Raw genomic sequence first — 20,875 nt, 5'->3', positions numbered from 1 at the left:
CAAACCTAACCAACTGTTTTTAAATGATTTATTTTTTATTAAAAAAAGACTTTCAACCTTCCAAGTAATAAAATACACTATTTGTTAGTGAAATAAACCAACATTTGAATTTACTATGGCGCGTTTTAACCAACAAGATAATCTTCTTGGCCAATCAAATAGCTTTTTAGAAGTACTCGAGCAAATATCCCAAGTTGCAACGTTGAGTAAACCAGTACTTATTATTGGTGAACGAGGTACAGGTAAAGAGCTTGTTGCCGCACGTTTACACTTTCTATCGAAACGCTGGGAACAGAGCTATTTAAAGCTTAATTGTGCCGCATTAAATGAAAACTTACTCGAAACAGAATTGTTTGGTTACGATAGTGGCGCGTTTACTGGTGCCAGTAAACGTCATGAAGGACGATTTGAACGTGCGGATAAAGGCACACTCTTTTTAGATGAAATTGCCAATACTTCAGGCCTTATTCAAGAAAAGTTACTGCGCGTAGTTGAATACGGTGAATTTGAACGTGTTGGGGGCTCAAGAACAATTAATAGCGATGTTCGTTTGGTCGCTGCAACTAATGAAGACTTACCTACGTTAGCAGCATCAGGCCAATTTAGAGCGGATTTATTAGACCGCTTAGCCTTTGATGTTATAACCCTCCCCCCACTTAGAGAACGTTTAGACGACATAATAATGCTCGCAGAACATTTTGCTATGAACATGGCCCGCGAACTTGAGTTTGAATTATTTAGTGGCTTTACCGAAAAAGCTAAACGTAGCCTGCTTGAATATCACTGGCCAGGTAATATTCGTGAGTTAAAGAATGTCGTTGAGCGAAGTGTATATCGTTGTAACAATCCACATTTACCCGTACATGAACTAATCATTGACCCGTTCGAGTCACCTTTTAGACCGAACCAACGAATTAAAACTCATGATAGAGTCAATGAACTCAATAAAAATAATATTTCAGCGAGTGATAATGTAGTTGATGATAGCGCTACAGAATTACCTTCAGCAGTCGACACTGCTAAAGTAGCACCGAAAGTTGTGACTCAACAATTCCCTCAGTCATTAAAAACACTATCACAAGAATATGAAATAGAATTAATACAAACAGCATTAGCTCATTGCCAATTTAATCAAAAGAAAACCGCAGAAGCACTCGAATTAACATATCATCAATTAAGGGGCTATCTAAAAAAATATAACTTGCTTGATGGTAGTATTACCGATGAACTTTAAATCGATACTCTCGTTAACCGTAGCAGCATTCGTAAGCCTTTTAACAGGTTGTAATGAGGGTAATAAATTATCGTTAAGTGAGCGTAGTATTATCTATTGCTCTGAGGGTTCTCCTGAAACATTCAACCCTCAACTCAGCACATCAGGCACAACGTCTGATGCCACCGCGAAGCAGCTATATAACAGCCTGATTGTTTATAAGGGTAAAAGCAATACGTTAGGACCTGCTTTAGCAAAGTCTTGGCATGTAACCCGTGATGGTAAGAAAATAACCTTCTACTTACGCCAAGATGTTAGCTTTCATCAAACAAGCTACTTTACCCCAACCAGATTACTTAATGCCGATGATGTCTTATTTAGCTTTAACCGTATTTTAGACAAAGATCACGCTTTTCATCATGTTTCTGGTGATCAATATCCTTTTTTTCAAAGTGTAAAGTTTTCAGAGCTTGTTGATAAAATAGAAAAAATTAATGACTTTACTGTGCGTTTTATTCTAAAACGTAACGATAGTTCATTCTTAGCTAATTTAGCTACTGATTTTGCGGTAGTTTTATCTGAAGAATACGGACAAATACTCCAAGAGAAAAATTCAGAGCATGAAATTGATATATTTCCTATTGGTACCGGCCCTTTTAAGCTTAAAGATTATCGTGTTGGTTCATTAATCCGTTTCTATCGCCATGATTCATATTGGCAAGAAAAAGCAAAAATAGAACAGCTTGTTTATGATATATCGCCCAGAGAAACCAGCCGTTTGACTAAGCTCTTAGCAAAAGAGTGTGACGTCAGTAGTTATCCTATAGCACATGCAAAAATAGCAGAAAGAACTGATTTACAATTAGAGTCGATTACCTCATTAAATGTCGGATACTTTGGTTTTAATACTCAAAAAGAACCATTCAATAATAAAATCGTTCGCCAAGCCATCAGTTTAGCGATTAACAAGCAGGCATTAATTGAAACAGTCTACCAAGGGCAAGCCGCATGGGCAAAATCTATATTACCAGAAACATCATGGGCTTATGACAAAAACACACCTGAATTAGGTTATGATCCTGTTCGTGCAAAGTCTTTATTAGAAGTGGCTGGTTATCCCCAAGGATTCACGATGGATATATGGGCAATGCCTGTGCAGAGACCATACAATCCAAATGCCGTAACGATGGCAAAACTAATCCAAGCTGACCTAAAGAAAATTGGCGTAACAGTGAAGATAATTAGCTATGAATGGAGCACTTTTTTACGTCGTTTGTCACAGGGTGAGCATCAAAGCTTTTTACTCGGCTGGACTGCAGATCATCCCGATCCTGATAATTTTTTTACTCCGATACTCAGTTGCTCTGCGAGTGATCTCGGCAATAATCGGACATTTTGGTGTAATAAAGAATATGATCAACTACTGCAAAAAGCGCTTAAAACGACAAATATGAGTAAAAGAAAAAGCTATTATGCTAAAGCTATGGCAATCATTAATGAAGAAATGCCTTTATTGCCTATTGCCCATTCAAAACGATTTCAAGCTCGCGGAATAGATGTCGAAGGAGATATATTGTCAAACTTTGGCGGTATCAGTTTTTATAGTGCGGCTAAAAAGGCGATAAATAATGAAGCTAAAAGCGAAGTTCAGCCAGAGATAGCTGATAAGGCGAGTAACTAATATGCTTACCTTTACCTTACGCCGCTTAAGTTTATTCATTTTTACCATGTTGGTATTAACCCTTTTATCATTTAGTTTAAGCTTTTTATTCCCCGGTGATACTGTCATTAATCACTCAGGCCAGATCAATGCATCAGCAACAGAACTAGCTCATCTGAATCAAGTTTACCAGATGGATAAAAGTATATTTAATCAATACGGTGCATATTTAACACATATTCTTAATGGTGATTTTGGTCAATCTATGGCGAGTCAATCACCGATTAGTAATGAAATAATAAAATTATTGCCTGCGACCATAGAGCTAAGCCTAGTCGCTTTGCTTATCGCCATGTTAGTGGGTATTCCTTTAGGATTTATTGCAGCAATTAAGCATAATAAAACCAGCGACAATGTCATTTTATCACTCGCCATGCTTGGGTATTCCATTCCTGTTTTTTGGCTGGGTCTACTAGCAATTCTGGTATTTTCAATAGGTCTTGGTTGGTTGCCATCAGCAGGTCAAATCAGTCTTCTGTTTGAAATAGAGTTTGTCACGGGTATTCAGTTTTTTGATATTTTACTTAGCGATAGTCCTTATAAATGGCAAGCATTTAGGGATGCTAGCGCCCATATGATTTTACCCGCTTGTGTTATCGCCTTAGCACCTGCAACTATTTTCATCCGCTTATCACGGGCATCTATGATTGAAGTATTAGCCGCCAGTTATATCAGAGCAGCTCGCGCTAAAGGTTTAAGCTTTCAACAGATCATATTTCGACACGCTATACGAAATGCACTAATACAAATAATACGCCACGTAGGTTTACAGTTTGCCAATTTGGTCACTATTGCTATGGTAACTGAGGTTATTTTTAGCTGGCCCGGCATTGGTCGTTGGCTTATAGATAGTATTTACCAGCGTGATTACACTGCTATTCAAAGTGGCTTGTTAGTGCTTTCTTGTTTTATATTTATTGTTCATATTTTAACAGATTTTATTTATGCCGCTCTCAATCCATTAGCGCGAGGTAATAATCATGGCTCGTGAAAAAATATACCTTGAGGAGGTATTTCCCTCCCCTTTCATGCAATTATGGGGCATTTTTCGTAAAACGCCTGTCGCCATGATTGGTTTTTGTTGTTTCATATTTTTAATTTTATTAGCTATGTTCGCGCCAATATTAGCCCCCTACACCCCAGTAGATGGTAATTTGGACATGATTTTATTACCACCAGCGTGGCATTCAGATGGCAATGTTAGTTATCTATTAGGTACTGACGAACTTGGCCGTGATATGTTATCTAGGCTAATGTACGGTACATCGCTAACCTTTGGCTTAAGCTTTATAGTCGTCATTTTCTCTCTAGTAATTGGCGTGGTTATCGGTTCATTATCTGCGTTAACTAGGGGTATTAAATCGAGCTTTTTGAATCACTTTCTCGATGTAGTGTTATCTATTCCTTCACTATTACTCGCGATTATTATTGTTGCTATTCTAGGGCCTGGTATTAGTAATACCGTCTGGGCAATAGCGATTGTATTTATCCCGCAATTTATTCACATTACCCGGTATGCGGTAAAAGAAGAGTTTAGAAAAGACTATGTGCTAGCATCACGTCTCGATGGGGCCAGTAATTTCCGTATTTTGTACTACTCAGTATTTCCTAATATTGTTGAACGTTTAATGAGCCAAGCTACTCTTGCACAGTCTGCTGCAATATTAGATATAGCGACATTAGGCTTTTTAGGCTTAGGGGCACAAATCCCCTTACCTGAATGGGGCGCTATTTTAGCCAATGGTCTTGAGCGTTTTTACATAGCTCCCTGGACAGTTTACTTACCTGGCTTAGCCATTTTATTTGCCGTTGTTGCGACAAATTTAGTGGGTGAAGGTATTCGCCATGCACTCAAGGTGCGCAAGGAAAATTAATGGTATTATTAACCATTTCGGTAGTAACAGAGAATGTTGATTTATCTTTTTTAACATTAACTATCCCCCTAAAAAGAGCGCGTAAGTAGAGCTTATGAATTTACTCGACATTCGAAATTTATCCATTGAGCTTGATACACCCAGCGGACGTGTATTAGCAGTAGATAGGGTCAGTTTATCGATAAAAGAAGGTGAAGTACGCGGATTAGTCGGAGAATCTGGCTCAGGAAAGTCACTGTTAGCGCAAGCTATTATAGGTGTTTTAGAAGATAAGTGGCATGTTCATGCTGATCGATTCCATTGGCGAGGAATCGATTTATTGCGCCTATCCATAGATGAGCGTAGGGCCTTATTATGTCGTGATATCGCGATGATTTTCCAAGAACCGATGAGCTGCCTTGATCCCACAACGTTGATAGGTGAGCAGTTAAGTGAAGCCATTGATACCTCGCAATTGTCTGGCTTCTTTTGGCAACGCAAGAAACAACGTAAAGAAGCGGTAATAAAGTTACTGCACAAAGTAGGTATTAAGAAGCATGTTCAATGTATTAATAGCTACCCTCATCAACTGACTGAAGCAATTTGTCAACGTGTTATGATAGCAATTGCGCTTGCGGGTAGACCTATTCTATTAATTGCCGATGAACCTACTGCAGCAATGGAAAGTACAACCCAAGGGCAAATATTTAGGTTACTTGCTAATTTAAACCAATTAAAGAACATGTCTATCCTATTAATTAGCCATGACTTAGAAAACCTTACCCATTGGACCAACACCATTACCGTTATGTATAGCGGTCAGTTTGTCGAGGCTGGTAGCACTGAGCAAATATTTAACAAACCTATGCACCCTTATACTCGCGCTTTAGTCGATAGTAGTACCAAGGCCAATTTACAGCTTCCGACCAAATCTCGACTGATGACTTTACCTGGTAGTATTCCCGTTCTTCAACATTTACCTATAGGTTGTAGACTCGGCCCTCGGTGCCCTAGAGCACAACAAACTTGTGTAGCTGCGCCTACAGTGAGTAATTACCATGGTCATAAAGTAAGTTGTCATTTCCCTTTACTTAGGGATACAGGAAAAAAAATAAAGGGTTCTAATTAAGATGAGTGTTTTATTAGACGTTAAGGACATAGCAAAATCATACAAACTCAAAGGACACTGGTACCATAAACGTAAGTTTAATGCCCTGTCACCGTTATCTTTTGCCATTGAAGCAAAGAAGACCCTAGCAATTGTTGGCGAAACAGGCTCAGGTAAGTCAACTTTGGCAAAAATATTAGTCGGTGCAGAAACGCCCAGCACAGGGAAAATATATTTAAATGGCCAGTTGTTACAAAACCAACATTTTAAACAAAGATGCCAGCATATTAGGATGATATTCCAAGATTCTGGCACGACCTTGAATCCTAGCTTAACCATTCAAGAGTTACTCGATGAACCATTAGTACTTAATACGGTATTAAATGAAAAACAGCGTAAACAGCTTATCCGTACTACCCTACAAAAAGTAGGCCTGCTTGGCGATCACATGAATTTTTATCCTCATATGTTCTCTGGAGGCCAGAAGCAAAGAATATCACTAGCTAGAGCAATTATATTGCAACCTCAGGTTATCATCCTAGATGAAGCCTTAGCAGCGTTAGACCCTTCATTACGCTCGCAAATGATTAACTTGTTACTCGACTTGCAACAGCAGATGGGATTAGCGTATATATTGATTTCTCACAACTTAGGCATTGTTCGTCACTTTAGTGATGATGTAATGATAATGTCTCAAGGTGAGGTAGTTGAATCAGGAAAAACCATTGAGGTAATGCGTAACCCTCAGCATAAAGTGACTCAGAAATTAATGATGAGCCAGAACTTCCAGTTAAAATAAACTGCAACTTTTCTTTTAAGTCGCTATATTTTTCCCGCATACTAATTTAATCAACTTAAGTTTCCATAAGATATAAAACACAAAAAAGCCAATCGCAGGTTACTACGATTGGCTTTTTTAGTCGAAAATTCTATTGAAGTTATAAATTAGTCAATTCATTACTTCAATTTCTATAACGAATTACTAATAAGCAGCTACTGGCTCAGCAACTTGCTTACGTGTAATTTTAGCACCCACTTTTAATGAGTTTACAAAGCTTTGATAAGCTGACTGCGCTAGCTGGGAAGTTTGTTGCTGAGCTAAGTTAGGAGTAGCCGCAACGTCGTTCACATCCACTGCTGTAACTTCAATAAGAGCAAGATCACCATTACTCAACGCAACTGTTGACGCCGATATAACACCACTAACTGGGTGTGGTAAAACAAAGGCTGCACGACTGATACTTTGGTCAATTTCAGGACTATAACGGGCAACTTTCTCTTTGCTAACAAAACTTGTGTTTAGTGCCGTTAGTTGCGTAGAAATATCGGTGCCTGCATTAAAATCAGCGAGTAATGAATCAACTGTCTGTTGAGCCTTTTCAGTCGCTTTTTGGTTAACTAAAATATCTTTAATTTGTGCTTCAACTTCAGATAAAGGCTTAACGTTAGCTTCTTGGAAAGTATTAAGGCGTAGAACAAGGGCAACATCATCATTAACTTCAATTAGGTCAGAGTTCATGTTGTCTTGTAAAACTATATCTGAAAAAGCGGCTTCAACAGCTTTAGCTTGATCAAAAGGAGCACTGTTACCACCACGTAATAACCAAGGAGACGTTTGTATAGTAACATTTACCTCTGCTGCGGCATCTTCTAGGCTGTCAGGAAATTCAAAGCTAATACGGGCCATTTCTTGCTGTAAAGTAAAGAATTTTTCTTGTGCTTGATCATTACTTAATTTACTACGTAATTCAGTCTGTACATCAACTAAAGCTTTTACCACTTCTTCTTTATAATCAGTTAATTTCAGTACGTGATAACCAAAGCTAGTTTTAACTAATTGGCTAGTATCACCAATATTAACCAAGGCTAACGCTGCTTCATCAAAAGTTTCTTCCATTACACCTGGTTCTAACCACTCTAGATCACCACCATTTTCACCGCTAAAGGTATCATTAGATACTTCTTTGGCAAGTACGGCAAAATCTTCACCTTGTTCAAGACGAGCTAGTACTGCTTGTGCTTGTATTTTCGCTGCTTCATCATCAGCATTGCCGTCATTAAATTCAATAAGGATGTGAGAGATTCGACGCTGAGCAGATTCAGTAAAACTCGCTGAATTTTCTTGATAATACTTAGCGACTTCTTCATCAGCAACATTAATACCTTTGGCAATGTCGGCAACATTTAAACTGATATAGTCAACTTTAACTTGTTCTTTGTTTTGAAAGCGAGCTTGATTAGCTAGGTAGTAGCTGTTCACTTCTTCATCCGTTAATTCAACAGTTGCTTTAAACTGCTTTGCAGAAATTGTAGCGAATCGGATATCACGCGTTTGGTTTTGCAACGCAAGTTGTAATTTCTCTTGATAAGGCAAGTTAAACTCAGTAGCAATTAATGCCTGGCTTAACTGACGACGAGTCATTTCAACGCGTAAATAATCACGAAAGTCTGATGATTGGAAGAAACCAGCTTGATTAATAATGGCTAAATAGCGATTGTTATCAAAAGTACCGTCAACTTGAAATTCAGGCATCTTGCGGATAGTTTCTTTCAAACGAAGATCAGAAACACGAATCGCAAGCGCTTCACTGTTTTGATCAATTAATTTTTCATTAATTAGGTTATCTAAAACGCCCTGACGAAAGTTAGCCATATAATTAGCATCATTTGATAAGGTATCAAACATTTCACCAAACTGTTGCGCCATACGACCACGCTGTGCTTGATAAGCTTTATTAAATGCTTGTTGGCTAATTGGTTCACCATTTACCGTTGCTACTGAAGTATCAACTGAGTTGGTATAACTTCCAACACCTGCAACAGCGAAGGTTAGGATAATCAAACCAAGAATAATTTTGGCAGTTAATCCCTGCGATTTTTCACGAATATCTTCTAACATTTATTTCTCTTTTTTTATGCCTAAAAGTTCTAGACTTAAGTGTCTTTAAAGTAAAGTTGCTCGCGATTTTAGCAGATGATAATACCAAGTGCATTAATTTATTGACCACTTAGCGAGAATTAAAAGGCTTAGAGGCAAGGCATTGATTGAGGAGAATGGTTATTCCATTGTCGAAGTCAATAACGCCGCATGTAAGCCTATTAATATCGCCCTTAGGAGTTTATTAGCAAACTGATAAAAGCACAAAATAAATAAAATATAGAATAACTATGTTTAAGTAATTTTGTTTGTTCTAAGCTCGCTTATATAACTCTAAGTTGCCAATTCATTAGTGCAATTGGTATAGCATTGCTTGAAGCTCAACATGAGCTAAATGCAAATTTATTATGATGTTTTTATTTTTACTTGGGAGATAAAAGTAAAAAACCACCTAAAAGGTGGTTTCTAATACGCGGTATAACTTAGCCCAAATTGGAGCCTAGTTACATGCGTCTTTTAATGCTTTACCAGCTTTGAAAGATGGAATTTTTGCAGCAGCGATTTGGATAGTAGCACCCGTTTGTGGGTTACGACCAGTACGAGCAGCACGGTCACGTACAGAGAAAGTACCAAAACCAACAAGAGCAACTTGCTCGCCATCTTTTAATTCATCAGTTACAGCGCCAATAAATGAATCTAATGCACGACCCGCAGCAGCTTTTGAAATGTCTGCACCAGCAGCAATTTTCTCGATTAGTTGAGATTTATTCACAGTGTATACCCCTTCAATTGTTATTATGCAACGCTATCCTTTTTAATAATGTATTCAATCTAAATTAAATTTTGATTGAATACTTGAAGCGTTGAGTTTAGAAAATATTATGCTCCCTAGTTCCCACCAATTCATCTATATAACATAGAGAGTAAGGGGTCTAGCGATATAAGCGTAGTTAACTTACCATAGTTTCAGCGTTTGAAAAGCGAAAATTGCTTTTTTTTGCAATATTTTTAGCTTTTTTGACCTTTTTTGATATAAATCATCAAAATAGGCCAAGCTTTAAGCAAATTATTTTTCTACTTTCCATTGTTCTACAGGCTGTTCAAGCGCTAGAGCCAATACCTCATCTATCCATTTCACTGGGTGGATAGACAATTCAGCTTTCACATTTTCAGGAATTTCTTGTAAATCACGTTCATTTTCATGCGGTATTATGACTGTTTTTATACCGCCGCGATGTGCTGCAAGTAACTTCTCTTTCAAACCACCTATAGCTAATACTTCACCTCGAAGCGTTATTTCACCCGTCATGGCAACATCTGCTTTGACCGGATTACCAGTTAAACTTGACACTAACGCGGTACACATACCAACCCCTGCGCTAGGACCATCTTTTGGTGTTGCACCTTCAGGTACATGAACATGAATATCACGCTTCTCATAGAAATCTTCATTAATACGAAGTTTCTCAGTACGACTTCTCACCACGGTCATCGCAGCTTGAATTGACTCTTGCATGACATCGCCTAGAGAACCGGTATAAGTCAATTTTCCTTTACCTGGTACAGAAGCTGTTTCTATAGTAAGTAATTCTCCACCCACTTGCGTCCAAGCCAAACCAGTTACTAAGCCAACTCGGTTCTTATCATCTGCTTTACCGTAATCAAAACGTTGTACACCTAAAAACTCATTAAGATTCTCTTGGTTAATTGTCACTTTACTTAGTTTTTTATCAAGTAAAATAGACTTCACCGCTTTACGACATAATTTAGATATTTCTCGCTCTAAACTACGTACACCCGCTTCACGTGTGTAATAACGAATAATACCAACAATAGCACTATCTTCTATTTGAATTTCTTTGGCTTTTAAGCCATTACGTTCGATTTGTTTGTCAAGAAGGTGGCTTTTCGCAATATTTAACTTTTCATCTTCGGTATAACCTGACAAACGAATGACTTCCATCCGATCTAACAAGGGACCTGGAATATCCATACTATTAGAGGTGGCAACAAACATCACATCCGATAAATCATAATCAACTTCAAGGTAATGATCATTAAACGTCGTATTTTGCTCTGGATCCAATACCTCAAGCAAAGCTGATGCAGGATCGCCGCGCATATCAGACGCCATTTTATCGATTTCATCCAATAAGAAAAGTGGGTTTTTAACGCCTACTTTCGATATTTTTTGAATGAGTTTACCTGGGAGTGAGCCAATATAAGTACGTCTATGCCCACGAATTTCAGCTTCATCACGAACACCACCTAAGGCCATGCGAACATATTTACGTCCGGTAGATTTAGCAATTGACTGGCCAAGTGAGGTTTTACCAACTCCTGGAGGTCCAACTAAACAGAGAATAGGACCTTTTAACTGGCTTACTCGTTGCTGTACGGCTAAATACTCTAAAATACGCTCTTTAACTTTATCTAAACCATAATGATCTTTATCTAGTACTTCCTGAGCAAGCGCAAGATTACGTTTTAATTTACTACGCTTCTTCCAAGGCACATTTATCATGCAATCAATATAGCTACGAACTACTGTTGCTTCAGCAGACATAGGTGACATCATTTTAAGCTTTTGAAACTCAGCTAAAGTTTTATCTTTAGCTTCTTCAGGCATTTGCGCTTCTTCAATACGCTTAGCCATTTGTTCAAGCTCATCGGGGGTGTCTTCACCTTCATTCAGCTCTTTTTGAATGGCTTTCATTTGCTCATTCAAATAATAATCGCGTTGACTTTTTTCCATTTGCTTTTTAACACGTGTACGAATTTTCTTTTCAATTTGCAGTAAGTCTATCTCACCTTCCATTAGAGCCATCAAATGCTCTAAACGCACATTAACATCAATAATTTCTAATATTTTTTGCTTGTCTGCTAGTTTTAAAGGCATATGAGCAGCCATCGTATCAGCAAGTTGCTCAGCGTCATCAATGCCCGAAACAGAAGTCAGTACTTCAGGTGGGATTTTTTTATTAAGTTTTACGTATCCTTCAAACTGAGAAATAGCCGAACGAATTAATACTTCAATATCGTCATTAACTTCAGCAGTTGGACCAACATATTCAATTTCTGCGCTGAAGTATTCTTCTGTTTCAACAAACTTGTTTATCGTTGCACGCTGGGCACCTTCCACCAATACTTTTACGGTCCCATCGGGAAGTTTTAGCATCTGTAAAATAGTGGCGACGGTACCTGTACTGTATACGTCTTCAGCAGTAGGATCATCGATAGCAGCATCTTTTTGTGCAACAAGAAATACTTGCTTATCGTTTTCCATGGCTAAATCTAGACAGCGAATTGATTTTTCACGACCAACAAAAAGTGGAATAACCATTTGCGGGTAAACAACAACATCTCTTAAGGCTAAAACGGGGATCTCAACGACACCAGATAATTCTTTACTCATTGGCTTCTCTTCTTGGGAATTGTGTTAATTGAAAAAAATAAAGCTATAGAATCTATATGGGGCTAGGCTGTTAACTTTCAACATTAGATAATAAATAAAGCGCTAAACTCACTAATTATTAAGTAATTAATTGTATCTAAGGATCAAAAAAGCCTCAAACAGTCAGTAATTATTGTTCTTAATAATTACTGACTGTTTGAGGCTAATATAATTAAAACTAAGCTTTACATCAGTATGATGAAATTACTCGGAAGCAGCTTGTTCTTGTTTACTATCATAAATAACAATCGGCTTGCTCTCACCTTTGATTGTATTTTCATCAACAACGATTTTGCTAACATTTTCCATCGATGGTAATTCATACATGGTGTCAAGCAATACAGCTTCAACAATAGAGCGTAAACCACGAGCACCTGTTTTTCGGTCCATCGCTTTACGGGCTATAGCATGTAACGCATCACTTCTGAATTCCAATTCGACATTTTCCATATCAAATAATGCCGTAAATTGCTTAGTTAGCGCATTTTTAGGCTCTTGTAATATTTGAATAAGGGCAGCTTCATCTAGTTCACGTAATGTTGCTAAAACAGGTAAGCGTCCAATAAATTCTGGAATCAAACCATATTTAACTAAATCTTGTGGCTCAACATCAGCTAAACGATCCGTCAATGATATCTCTTGATCTTTACCACGAACTTCAGCGCCAAAACCGATACCAGTACCAGTATGATTTCTCTGCTCAACAACTTTGTCTAAACCTGCAAACGCTCCACCACAAATAAAGAGTATTTTGGACGTATCTACTTGTAAAAACTCTTGCTGCGGATGCTTGCGTCCACCTTGAGGTGGCACAGAAGCGACGGTACCTTCAATAAGCTTTAACAAAGCTTGTTGAACACCTTCACCTGAAACATCACGGGTTATAGATGGATTGTCTGACTTACGTGAGATCTTATCGATTTCATCAATGTAAACGATACCACGTTGAGCTTTCTCAACATCGTAATCACATTTCTGTAATAATTTTTGAATGATGTTCTCTACGTCTTCACCAACATAGCCAGCTTCAGTTAACGTGGTTGCATCTGCCATTGTAAATGGAACATCTAATAATCGTGCAAGGGTCTGCGCTAATAATGTTTTACCACTACCTGTAGGCCCAATAAGCAAGATATTACTTTTACCAAGTTCAATACCATTATGATTATCACCATTACGTAATCGCTTATAATGATTATAAACAGCAACTGCTAAAACTTTTTTCGCATGGTCTTGACCAATAACGTATTCATCGAGGCTCTCACGGATCTCGATAGGAGAAGGCAATGCTTCTTTACTTTCTTTTGGCGAAATTTCAGAAATTTCTTCGCGAATAATGTCATTACATAACTCTACACATTCATCACAAACAAAGACTGATGGGCCAGCAATTAATTTACGTACTTCATGTTGGCTTTTGCCACAAAATGAGCAGTAAAGTAATTTACCATTATCGCCACCACTTTTAATATCGGTCATGCCCTACCTCTAAACTTTTAATACCAGTAAATCCATTTATTACTCAATCTACACCGTTAAGTATACACCGAAATCCTATTTATCGTTACGTTGTTCTAATATGGAGTCAACTAATCCATATTCAACTGCTGCTTCTGCACTTAAAAAATTATCTCTGTCTGTATCTTGAGAAACTTTATCCAATGTTTGACCTGTGTGTTCAGCCATTAATTTATTAAGTTTGTCTTTTATGAATAATATTTCTTTCGCATGAATTTCAAAATCTGACGCTTGCCCTTGGAAACCGCCTAAAGGTTGATGAATCATGACTCGAGCATTTGGTAAACAATAACGTTTGCCTTTTTCACCACCTGACAGTAGGAATGCGCCCATACTTGCCGCTTGGCCAATACACACAGTGCTAATGTTAGGTTTGATAAACTTCATGGTATCGTATATTGCCATACCCGCAGTTACTGAACCGCCTGGTGAGTTTATGTATAAATATATGTCTTTATCAGGGCTTTCAGATTCTAAGAATAATAACTGCGCTATGATAAGATTAGCCATATGATCTTCAACTTGACCACAAAGGAAGATTACACGCTCTTTTAACAGCCTTGAGTATATATCATACGAACGTTCACCTTTAGCTGTTTGTTCAACAACCATAGGCACTAACGCGCTTTCAATACCTGTCGCACTGCTTTGTGATGAAACTTGAGATGATCTTTGTGATGTAATTTGAGAATTAAACAAGAGTATACCTTCCCTTAATAAATAATAATGGCCTGTATGTTGCCATACAAGCCATTAAATTTAAGCGATTGCTTAGTTAGTTGTCAATGTAAAACTAATGAAAAGTAAGCTTTACTTAGCTTCTGGGTTCATTATTTCATTGAAACTAGCTTTTTTATCAGAAACTTTAGCTTTTTCAACTAAAAGCTCAACAGCTTGCTCTTCTAAAGCAACATTTTGCATCTGCTGCATAAGCTCGTTGTTGTTAGCATAGTATTCAATAACTTCTTTAGGATCTTCATAAGCTGAAGCCGCAGAAGCAATTAGTTCATTCACTTTAGTTTCATCAACTTTAAGCTCATTTACTTTAATTACTTCACCTAAAAGCAAACCGATTTTAACACGACGTTCTGCTTGCTCTGTAAACATTTCAGCAGGTAATTGTGGTAAGTTTTTAGGATCCATTTGGCCTTGGAAACGTTGCATAGCTTGTTGACGTAAAACATCAACTTCTTGCGTAACAAGTGCCGAAGGTAAATCAACTTCATGTCCAGCTAATAAGCCATCAATAACTTGTGTTTTAACTTTAGCTTTAACGGCTTGAGTTAATTCACGTGCCATATTTTTACTTACTTCAACACGTAAAGCTTCAACACCACCTTCTTCAATGCCAAAAAGTTTTGCAAACTCTTCATCAATTTCAGGTAAAATTGGACCTTCAGTTTTATGAATAACGATATCAAACTCAGCATCTTTACCTTTAAGATTTTCAGCATGATAATCTTCAGGGAAAGTAACTTTGATAGTTGCCTCATCACCAGCTTTCATGCCAGTAACTTCTTTCTCAAAACCAGGGATCATACGACCAGCGCCTAGTTCTAATTCAAAACCTTCGGCTTTACCACCTTCAAACTCTTCACCGTTTACACGACCAGTGAAATCAAGTGTTAATTTATCGCCTGATTTAGTTTTACGTTTGTTTTCTTTCCATGTTTGATGTTGCTTTTGTAGCGTAACAAACATTTCATCTAAATCGGCATCAGTCACGTCAACTTCTGGACGTTCGATAGCGATCTTTTCTAAATCTTTTAATTCAACTACAGGGTAAATTTCAAAAGTTGCTTCAAACTCTAATGCTTTACCATCTTCATTGCTTTTAGCAACAAATGAAGGACGACCAGCTGGATTGATTTTTTCTGCAACAATAGCATCAACGAAATTACGCTGCATGATTTCACCAGCAACTTCTTGACGTACTGATTTGCCGAAGCGTTTTTGAACTACTGACGGTGGTACTTTACCTGGACGGAAACCGTTAATACGCTGTGTTTTACTGATTTGACGAAGACGATTCTTTACTTCTACATCTACTTTTTCGGCCGGAACAGAAATAGTCAGACGACGTTCCAAACCTTGTGTAGTCTCAACTGAAACTTGCATTTAAATACCTCAAAAACTTAGCGTATTACGCTTTTTACGCATCAATTAACAGTCAACACTTTTGATAAAACTTACCAAATTGGTGACAATATGATGCCCTGTTACAAAAATTATGACGACGAATTATAGCGAGACAAAAAAAAAGTTGCAAGGTGTAAGTTTAACCTGTGAATAATTTATTTCGTTATTCAGTTGCATTGACAACATTTGAGTAAATTTAGCTTTGATTTGGTAGTGGTTATTAGGATTGTTTTACATAGATAATGAATTTATGCACGGAAAATTTCACATAATAAACAAGATGCTATAAATAAAATTTTACAATAAAGAATAGATCGCAAAAATAAATATAGATTTAGATGGATAATTTATTGCAGATGAAGATAGTTGTAATAATAACTGAAGATTTTTGAAGTTATAACTAATTGAAGAGAAAGTGGTCGGTGATGCAAGATTCGAACTTGCGACCCCTTGGACCCAAACCAAGTGCGCTACCAAGCTGCGCTAATCACCGACATATTCTCTCAATATTTTATTAATAAGAGATATTAATAAAGTAAAGATGGGGTGGCTAAAGGGACTTGAACCCTCGACAACCGGAATCACAATCCGGGGCTCTACCAACTGAGCTATAGCCACCATAACACTTTTCTTTTTTCCATACCTAAGTATGGTGCGCCCTGTAGGATTCGAACCTACGACCCACGCCTTAGAAGGGCGTTGCTCTATCCAGCTGAGCTAAGGGCGCGCATTTTCCTACAAAGCATATCCACTTAAACTAAAAAATAAAAGTGGTCGGTGATGCAAGATTCGAACTTGCGACCCCTTGGACCCAAACCAAGTGCGCTACCAAGCTGCGCTAATCACCGATTTATGCTGTTTCAACTAACAGTAAACTGCCTCGTTTCAACGGATGCGGATATTACCGAGTTGCTTAACTTCAGTCAAACCTTTTTTTTAAATAAATAACTGTTCGGTCATTTTTAACACAAGTAGCTGCATTCTTCTTCTAGTCACAGTAATGTCTGTAGTTTATTTAAGCAAACCAAGTTTTATTACTATTTTATCTATATAAAAAAGCATTTAGCCTTTAAATAAAGTAAACCTACAATACGAGTGTCGTTTATGGCAAAATAGCGGTGTTTTTTTTATCACTTAAAACCAAGGTCAGCAGTAGAGTTATGAGAGCATCATTGATCGATGGCAAAGCAATTGCCAAAAAGCTTAGAGATTCAGTTAAAGAAGAAGTTAATTTACGTATTAGTAATGGCCAAAGAGTACCTGGCTTAGCTGTTATTTTAGTGGGTTGCGATCCTGCTTCTCAAGTCTATGTTGGAAGTAAACGTAAAGCATGTGAAGAAGTTGGGTTTATTTCTCGCTCTTATGATTTACCCCACACTACGTCTGAGCAAGAACTATTAGCTTTGGTAAGTGAATTAAATAATGATGACTCTATAGACGGTATCCTAGTACAGCTACCTTTACCAAAAAATTTAAATTCTGATCTAATTATTGAACACATTAACCCACTTAAAGATGTTGACGGCTTTCATCCATCAAATGTTGGCAAATTAGTGTTAAGACAGCCAGGTTTGAGACCTTGCACACCAAAAGGCATTGTTACACTAATTGAATCAACCGGTATAGACCCTAAAGGCTTAGATGCACTTGTTATCGGTGCATCAAACATTGTCGGTCGACCTATGGGTTTAGAGCTGTTATTAGCTAAGTGTACTGTAACGACAACACATCGCTTTACTAAAGATTTAGAAGGTAAAGTGCGAAATGCAGACCTTCTTGTAGTAGCCGTTGGTAAGCCTGGTTTTATACCAGGAGAATGGATTAAAGAAGGCGCTATAGTAATTGATGTAGGCATTAACCGTTTAGACAATGGCAAGTTAGTTGGTGACGTTGACTTCGGAGCGGCTAAAGAAAGAGCTTCATTCATCACTCCTGTTCCCGGAGGTGTTGGTCCAATGACAGTAGCAAGCCTAATTGAGAATACGCTAATTGCATGTCAGCAATCATCTCAATAATAGCACTATTAAAGAATTTAGAGCTTAATCAAATTTAGAGCTAAACAATAAAAAGGGTGAGCACTTAGTGCTCACCCTTTTTTATTATCATGACTTGTTAAAAGTACTTAAACCATATTTTAAGCTTTACGCCACGTAGTTTTACCCGCACTATCTTCTAAAACGATATTCATGGCATTTAGTTTGTCACGTGCATCGTCAGCCATCGCCCAATCTTTATCAATACGAGCTTGATTTCGTTGTACAATAAGTGCTTCAATTATTGCAACTTCATCATTATCATTATCACCTTGTAAGAAAGCGGCGGGGTCAAGTTGTAATAAACCAACAATCTCCCCCAGAGTAACTAATGTTGAAGCTAAATCAATCGCTAAGGCATTGTTAGCTGCAGCCTTAGCCACATTTAACTCTTTCGATATTTCAAATAATACCGCCAATGCTTGTGGCGTATTAAAGTCATCATCCATTGCTTGGCAAAATTGTTTAACAAAGCTTGAGTCTTTATTGATGACATAATCACTTTCGATGTTCACATCACGTAGTGAAGTATAAATACGCTCTACAGACGCTCTTGCTTGCGTTAAGTTATCAGTAGAATAATTTAACTGACTACGATAGTGACCTGTTGTTAAGAAGAATCTTACTGTTTCGGCATCATACTGCGCTAATACATCACGTATCGTAAAAAAATTACCTAATGATTTAGACATTTTTTCTTGATCGACTTGCACCATACCTGTGTGCATCCAGTAGTTAACATAAGGAGTATTAAGGGCACAGCAGCTTTGTGCTATTTCATTTTCATGATGAGGAAAAGTTAAGTCAGAACCACCACCGTGGATGTCAAAATGATGACCTAGCTCTTTAGCGTTCATGGCTGAACATTCAATATGCCAACCCGGACGGCCTTCTCCCCAAGGAGATGACCAACTTGGTTCACCCGGTTTTGCTGACTTCCACAGTACAAAATCAAGCGGGTTATTTTTATTCTGGTCAACTTCAACGCGCGAACCCGATTGTAATTGCTCCAGATTTTGCCCACTAAGCTTACCGTAGTCATTGTAGCTAGAAACATCAAACAGTACATCACCCTGCCCTGTAGATGCTGCGTTAGCACCCGCTACATAAGCATGTTCCTTGGTCACTAAGGTTTCAATCATCGCGATGATTTCATTCATATGTGTGGTGACTCTCGGCTCTAAATCAGGCCTAGCCATATTAAGTGAATCGAAGTCTTGATGCATTGCGGCAATTGTTCGTTCAGTTAACGCTTCAGTCGTTTCATTATTTTCATTGGCTCTATTGATTATCTTATCTTCAACATCAGTGATGTTACGGACGTAGTTAACATCGTAGCCAGAAAATCGAAGATAACGAGCAATATTATCGAAGCTAATATAAGTGCGACCGTGGCCTATATGGCATAAGTCATAAACCGTGCAACCACAAACATATAAGCCTACTTTACCTGCATTAATTGGTGTAAAGGTTTCTTTTTGACGACTTAACGTGTTGTAAATCTGCAACATGATATTTTATGACTCCTACTGAGTAGTTTTTATTGAATAGTTTCGATTGAATAAGAGTAGATTGTACCTGAACAAATCTAAAGGATCATCAATACTGATGCACTTTATAGCAAGTTAGCGTACAATTATGCCAATTAATTTATCAGAACTTAAATAGAGACAATTATGATCATACTAAAAACCAGCCTTGGCGATATTAAAATTGAATTAGACTTTGAAAATGCTCCTGTTACAGCAAAAAATTTCCAACAATATGTTGAAGATGGACATTACAATGGCACTATTTTTCATCGCGTGATTAAAGGTTTTATGGCACAAGGCGGCGGCTTTGCTCCAGGCTTAGAAGAAAAAGAAACTCGCGCAAGCATTAAGAATGAAGCAAACAATGGCTTAAGTAATAAACTAGGCTCTTTAGCCATGGCACGAACTCAAGAGCCTCATTCAGCTTCTGCGCAGTTCTTCATTAATCTAACTGATAATAACTTCTTAGATTTCACTAGTGAGTCTATGCAAGGTTGGGGTTATTGTGTTTTTGGTAACGTAGTTGAAGGTATGGATATAGTCGATAAAATGGCTTTAGTTGAAACAGGTAACATGTATGGTCATGGTGACGTTCCAAAAGACGACATTTTAATTGAATCTGCGATTGTTGAATAACCTTAGCAGCCAGTAATGATTGAAGATAATAAAACAGCAATAACTTATTTTATTGCTGATTTACACCTTAGCGAAAACAGGCCTGATATCAGTGCCTGTTTTTTACGATTTTTAGAAAGTGATGCCGTACAAGCTGAAAAGCTTTATATCCTAGGTGACTTATTTGAAGCTTGGGTTGGTGATGATGATGATAGTCCCTTCCTTAAAACTATCGCTGATGCACTCACTAAGCTAAGCAAATCAGGGACAATGATTTATTACATTCATGGTAATAGAGATTTTCTAATTGGTAAGCGTTATGCGAAACAAGCAAGTATGCAGCTTCTCCCTGAAGTGGAGACTATTGACCTTTATGGTCGACATGTAGTCATTATGCATGGTGATACCTTATGTACTCGCGATGTCGACTACCAAGTGTTTAGAAAAAAGTCTCGTTCTTGGTGGTGGCAAGCAGCCATTAAAAGTCTACCGTTATTTATACGCAAAAAGATAGCTGCTGACTATAGAAAGAAAAGTGCTACTGCAACGGCAGTGAAATCACAAGCGATCATGGATGTTACCGAAAGCGAGGTAATTGAGTGTCTACAAAAATATCGAAGCCAACTGTTAATCCATGGTCATACACACAGACCAGCTATCCATGAAATTTCTGTAAATGGTGATAATGCTCAACGTATCGTCTTAGGCGATTGGTATGAGCAAGGTGCTTGGTTAAAAGTAACTGCTAACTCTATTGAATTACTCAACCAATCGTTAACCTAATATACGTTTGTATGCCTTACTATTATTTC

Annotated in this window: 16 protein-coding genes and 4 tRNA genes; 9 read left to right on the top strand and 11 right to left on the bottom strand. The window is 37.7% G+C overall.

The window, feature by feature from the left end:
* Nucleotides 1-115 precede the first annotated feature (115 nt).
* From pspF to CXF79_RS07595, 6 genes are all read left to right on the top strand, one after another.
* A complete protein-coding gene (pspF, locus tag CXF79_RS07620; protein WP_101154543.1) occupies nucleotides 116-1,234 on the top strand; it encodes a phage shock protein operon transcriptional activator in 1,119 nt (372 codons plus the stop codon).
* Complete coding sequence (locus CXF79_RS07615) at nucleotides 1,224-2,894, top strand: ABC transporter substrate-binding protein (protein ID WP_101154542.1); 1,671 nt, start codon at nucleotides 1,224-1,226, stop codon at nucleotides 2,892-2,894. The genes pspF and CXF79_RS07615 overlap by 11 nt, the downstream gene beginning before the upstream one ends.
* A gap of 1 nt (nucleotide 2,895) precedes the next feature.
* Nucleotides 2,896-3,924 carry an ABC transporter permease gene (locus CXF79_RS07610; RefSeq protein ID WP_011044529.1) on the top strand — a complete coding sequence of 343 codons (1,029 nt, stop codon included), beginning with the start codon at nucleotides 2,896-2,898 and terminating at the stop codon, nucleotides 3,922-3,924.
* Nucleotides 3,914-4,807 (top strand): ABC transporter permease subunit, encoded by an 894-nt coding sequence (locus tag CXF79_RS07605; protein WP_041737114.1) that lies wholly within the window; start codon nucleotides 3,914-3,916, stop codon nucleotides 4,805-4,807. Before CXF79_RS07610 ends, CXF79_RS07605 begins: the two co-directional genes overlap by 11 nt.
* A gap of 94 nt (nucleotides 4,808-4,901) precedes the next feature.
* The gene (locus CXF79_RS07600) at nucleotides 4,902-5,915 is read left to right on the top strand and encodes a peptide ABC transporter ATP-binding protein (RefSeq protein ID WP_101154541.1); all 1,014 of its coding nucleotides are present in this window, start codon (nucleotides 4,902-4,904) and stop codon (nucleotides 5,913-5,915) included.
* 1 nt (nucleotide 5,916) lies between these two features.
* Nucleotides 5,917-6,693 carry a peptide ABC transporter ATP-binding protein gene (locus CXF79_RS07595; protein ID WP_101154540.1) on the top strand — a complete coding sequence of 259 codons (777 nt, stop codon included), beginning with the start codon at nucleotides 5,917-5,919 and terminating at the stop codon, nucleotides 6,691-6,693.
* 183 nt (nucleotides 6,694-6,876) lie between these two features.
* Here the strand turns inward: CXF79_RS07595 and CXF79_RS07590 are convergent, their stop codons facing one another.
* The 10 genes from CXF79_RS07590 to CXF79_RS07545 form a co-directional block, all read right to left on the bottom strand.
* Nucleotides 6,877-8,793: a SurA N-terminal domain-containing protein gene (locus CXF79_RS07590; RefSeq protein WP_101154539.1), complete on the bottom strand. Its 1,917-nt coding sequence runs from the start codon at nucleotides 8,791-8,793 to the stop codon at nucleotides 6,877-6,879.
* Nucleotides 8,794-9,271: 478 nt separating this feature from the next.
* Complete coding sequence (gene hupB, locus CXF79_RS07585) at nucleotides 9,272-9,544, bottom strand: nucleoid-associated protein HU-beta (RefSeq protein ID WP_011044534.1); 273 nt, start codon at nucleotides 9,542-9,544, stop codon at nucleotides 9,272-9,274.
* Between the two features lie 294 nt (nucleotides 9,545-9,838).
* Nucleotides 9,839-12,187 (bottom strand): endopeptidase La, encoded by a 2,349-nt coding sequence (gene lon / locus CXF79_RS07580; RefSeq protein ID WP_011044536.1) that lies wholly within the window; start codon nucleotides 12,185-12,187, stop codon nucleotides 9,839-9,841.
* Nucleotides 12,188-12,430: 243 nt separating this feature from the next.
* The gene (clpX, locus tag CXF79_RS07575) at nucleotides 12,431-13,705 is read right to left on the bottom strand and encodes an ATP-dependent protease ATP-binding subunit ClpX (RefSeq protein WP_011044537.1); all 1,275 of its coding nucleotides are present in this window, start codon (nucleotides 13,703-13,705) and stop codon (nucleotides 12,431-12,433) included.
* 75 nt (nucleotides 13,706-13,780) lie between these two features.
* Entirely contained in the window at nucleotides 13,781-14,428 is a 648-nt protein-coding gene (gene clpP, locus CXF79_RS07570) for an ATP-dependent Clp endopeptidase proteolytic subunit ClpP (protein WP_269801472.1), read from the bottom strand.
* A 126-nt stretch (nucleotides 14,429-14,554) separates the two neighbouring features.
* Nucleotides 14,555-15,862, bottom strand: a complete 1,308-nt coding sequence (gene tig / locus CXF79_RS07565; protein ID WP_101154538.1) for a trigger factor — start codon at nucleotides 15,860-15,862, stop codon at nucleotides 14,555-14,557.
* A 437-nt stretch (nucleotides 15,863-16,299) separates the two neighbouring features.
* Nucleotides 16,300-16,376, bottom strand: a tRNA-Pro gene (locus CXF79_RS07560).
* Between the two features lie 49 nt (nucleotides 16,377-16,425).
* Nucleotides 16,426-16,501, bottom strand: a tRNA-His gene (locus CXF79_RS07555).
* 32 nt (nucleotides 16,502-16,533) lie between these two features.
* A tRNA-Arg gene (locus tag CXF79_RS07550) sits at nucleotides 16,534-16,610 on the bottom strand.
* Nucleotides 16,611-16,654: 44 nt separating this feature from the next.
* A tRNA-Pro gene (locus CXF79_RS07545) sits at nucleotides 16,655-16,731 on the bottom strand.
* A 312-nt stretch (nucleotides 16,732-17,043) separates the two neighbouring features.
* Between CXF79_RS07545 and folD the strand changes: the two genes are divergently transcribed.
* Nucleotides 17,044-17,898, top strand: coding sequence for a bifunctional methylenetetrahydrofolate dehydrogenase/methenyltetrahydrofolate cyclohydrolase FolD (gene folD / locus CXF79_RS07540; RefSeq protein ID WP_101154537.1), 855 nt, complete (start codon nucleotides 17,044-17,046; stop codon nucleotides 17,896-17,898).
* Nucleotides 17,899-18,017: 119 nt separating this feature from the next.
* On the opposite strand, the gene cysS is transcribed toward folD, so the two are convergent.
* Complete coding sequence (gene cysS, locus CXF79_RS07535; protein ID WP_101154536.1) at nucleotides 18,018-19,427, bottom strand: cysteine--tRNA ligase; 1,410 nt, start codon at nucleotides 19,425-19,427, stop codon at nucleotides 18,018-18,020.
* Nucleotides 19,428-19,592: 165 nt separating this feature from the next.
* On the opposite strand from cysS, the gene CXF79_RS07530 reads away from it, so the two are divergent.
* Together CXF79_RS07530 and CXF79_RS07525 are read left to right on the top strand one after the other, a co-directional pair.
* Nucleotides 19,593-20,084, top strand: coding sequence for a peptidylprolyl isomerase (locus CXF79_RS07530; protein WP_011044542.1), 492 nt, complete (start codon nucleotides 19,593-19,595; stop codon nucleotides 20,082-20,084).
* A 15-nt stretch (nucleotides 20,085-20,099) separates the two neighbouring features.
* On the top strand, nucleotides 20,100-20,846 hold the full coding sequence (locus CXF79_RS07525; RefSeq protein WP_101154535.1) for a UDP-2,3-diacylglucosamine diphosphatase: 747 nt from the start codon (nucleotides 20,100-20,102) through the stop codon (nucleotides 20,844-20,846).
* Nucleotides 20,847-20,875: the final 29 nt, after the last annotated feature.

Source organism: Colwellia sp. Bg11-28, from assembly GCF_002836245.1.
Classification (GTDB): domain Bacteria; phylum Pseudomonadota; class Gammaproteobacteria; order Enterobacterales; family Alteromonadaceae; genus Colwellia; species Colwellia psychrerythraea_A.
Note: the sequence above shows the minus strand (reverse complement) of the source record. Positions and strands in the feature narration are given on the sequence as shown.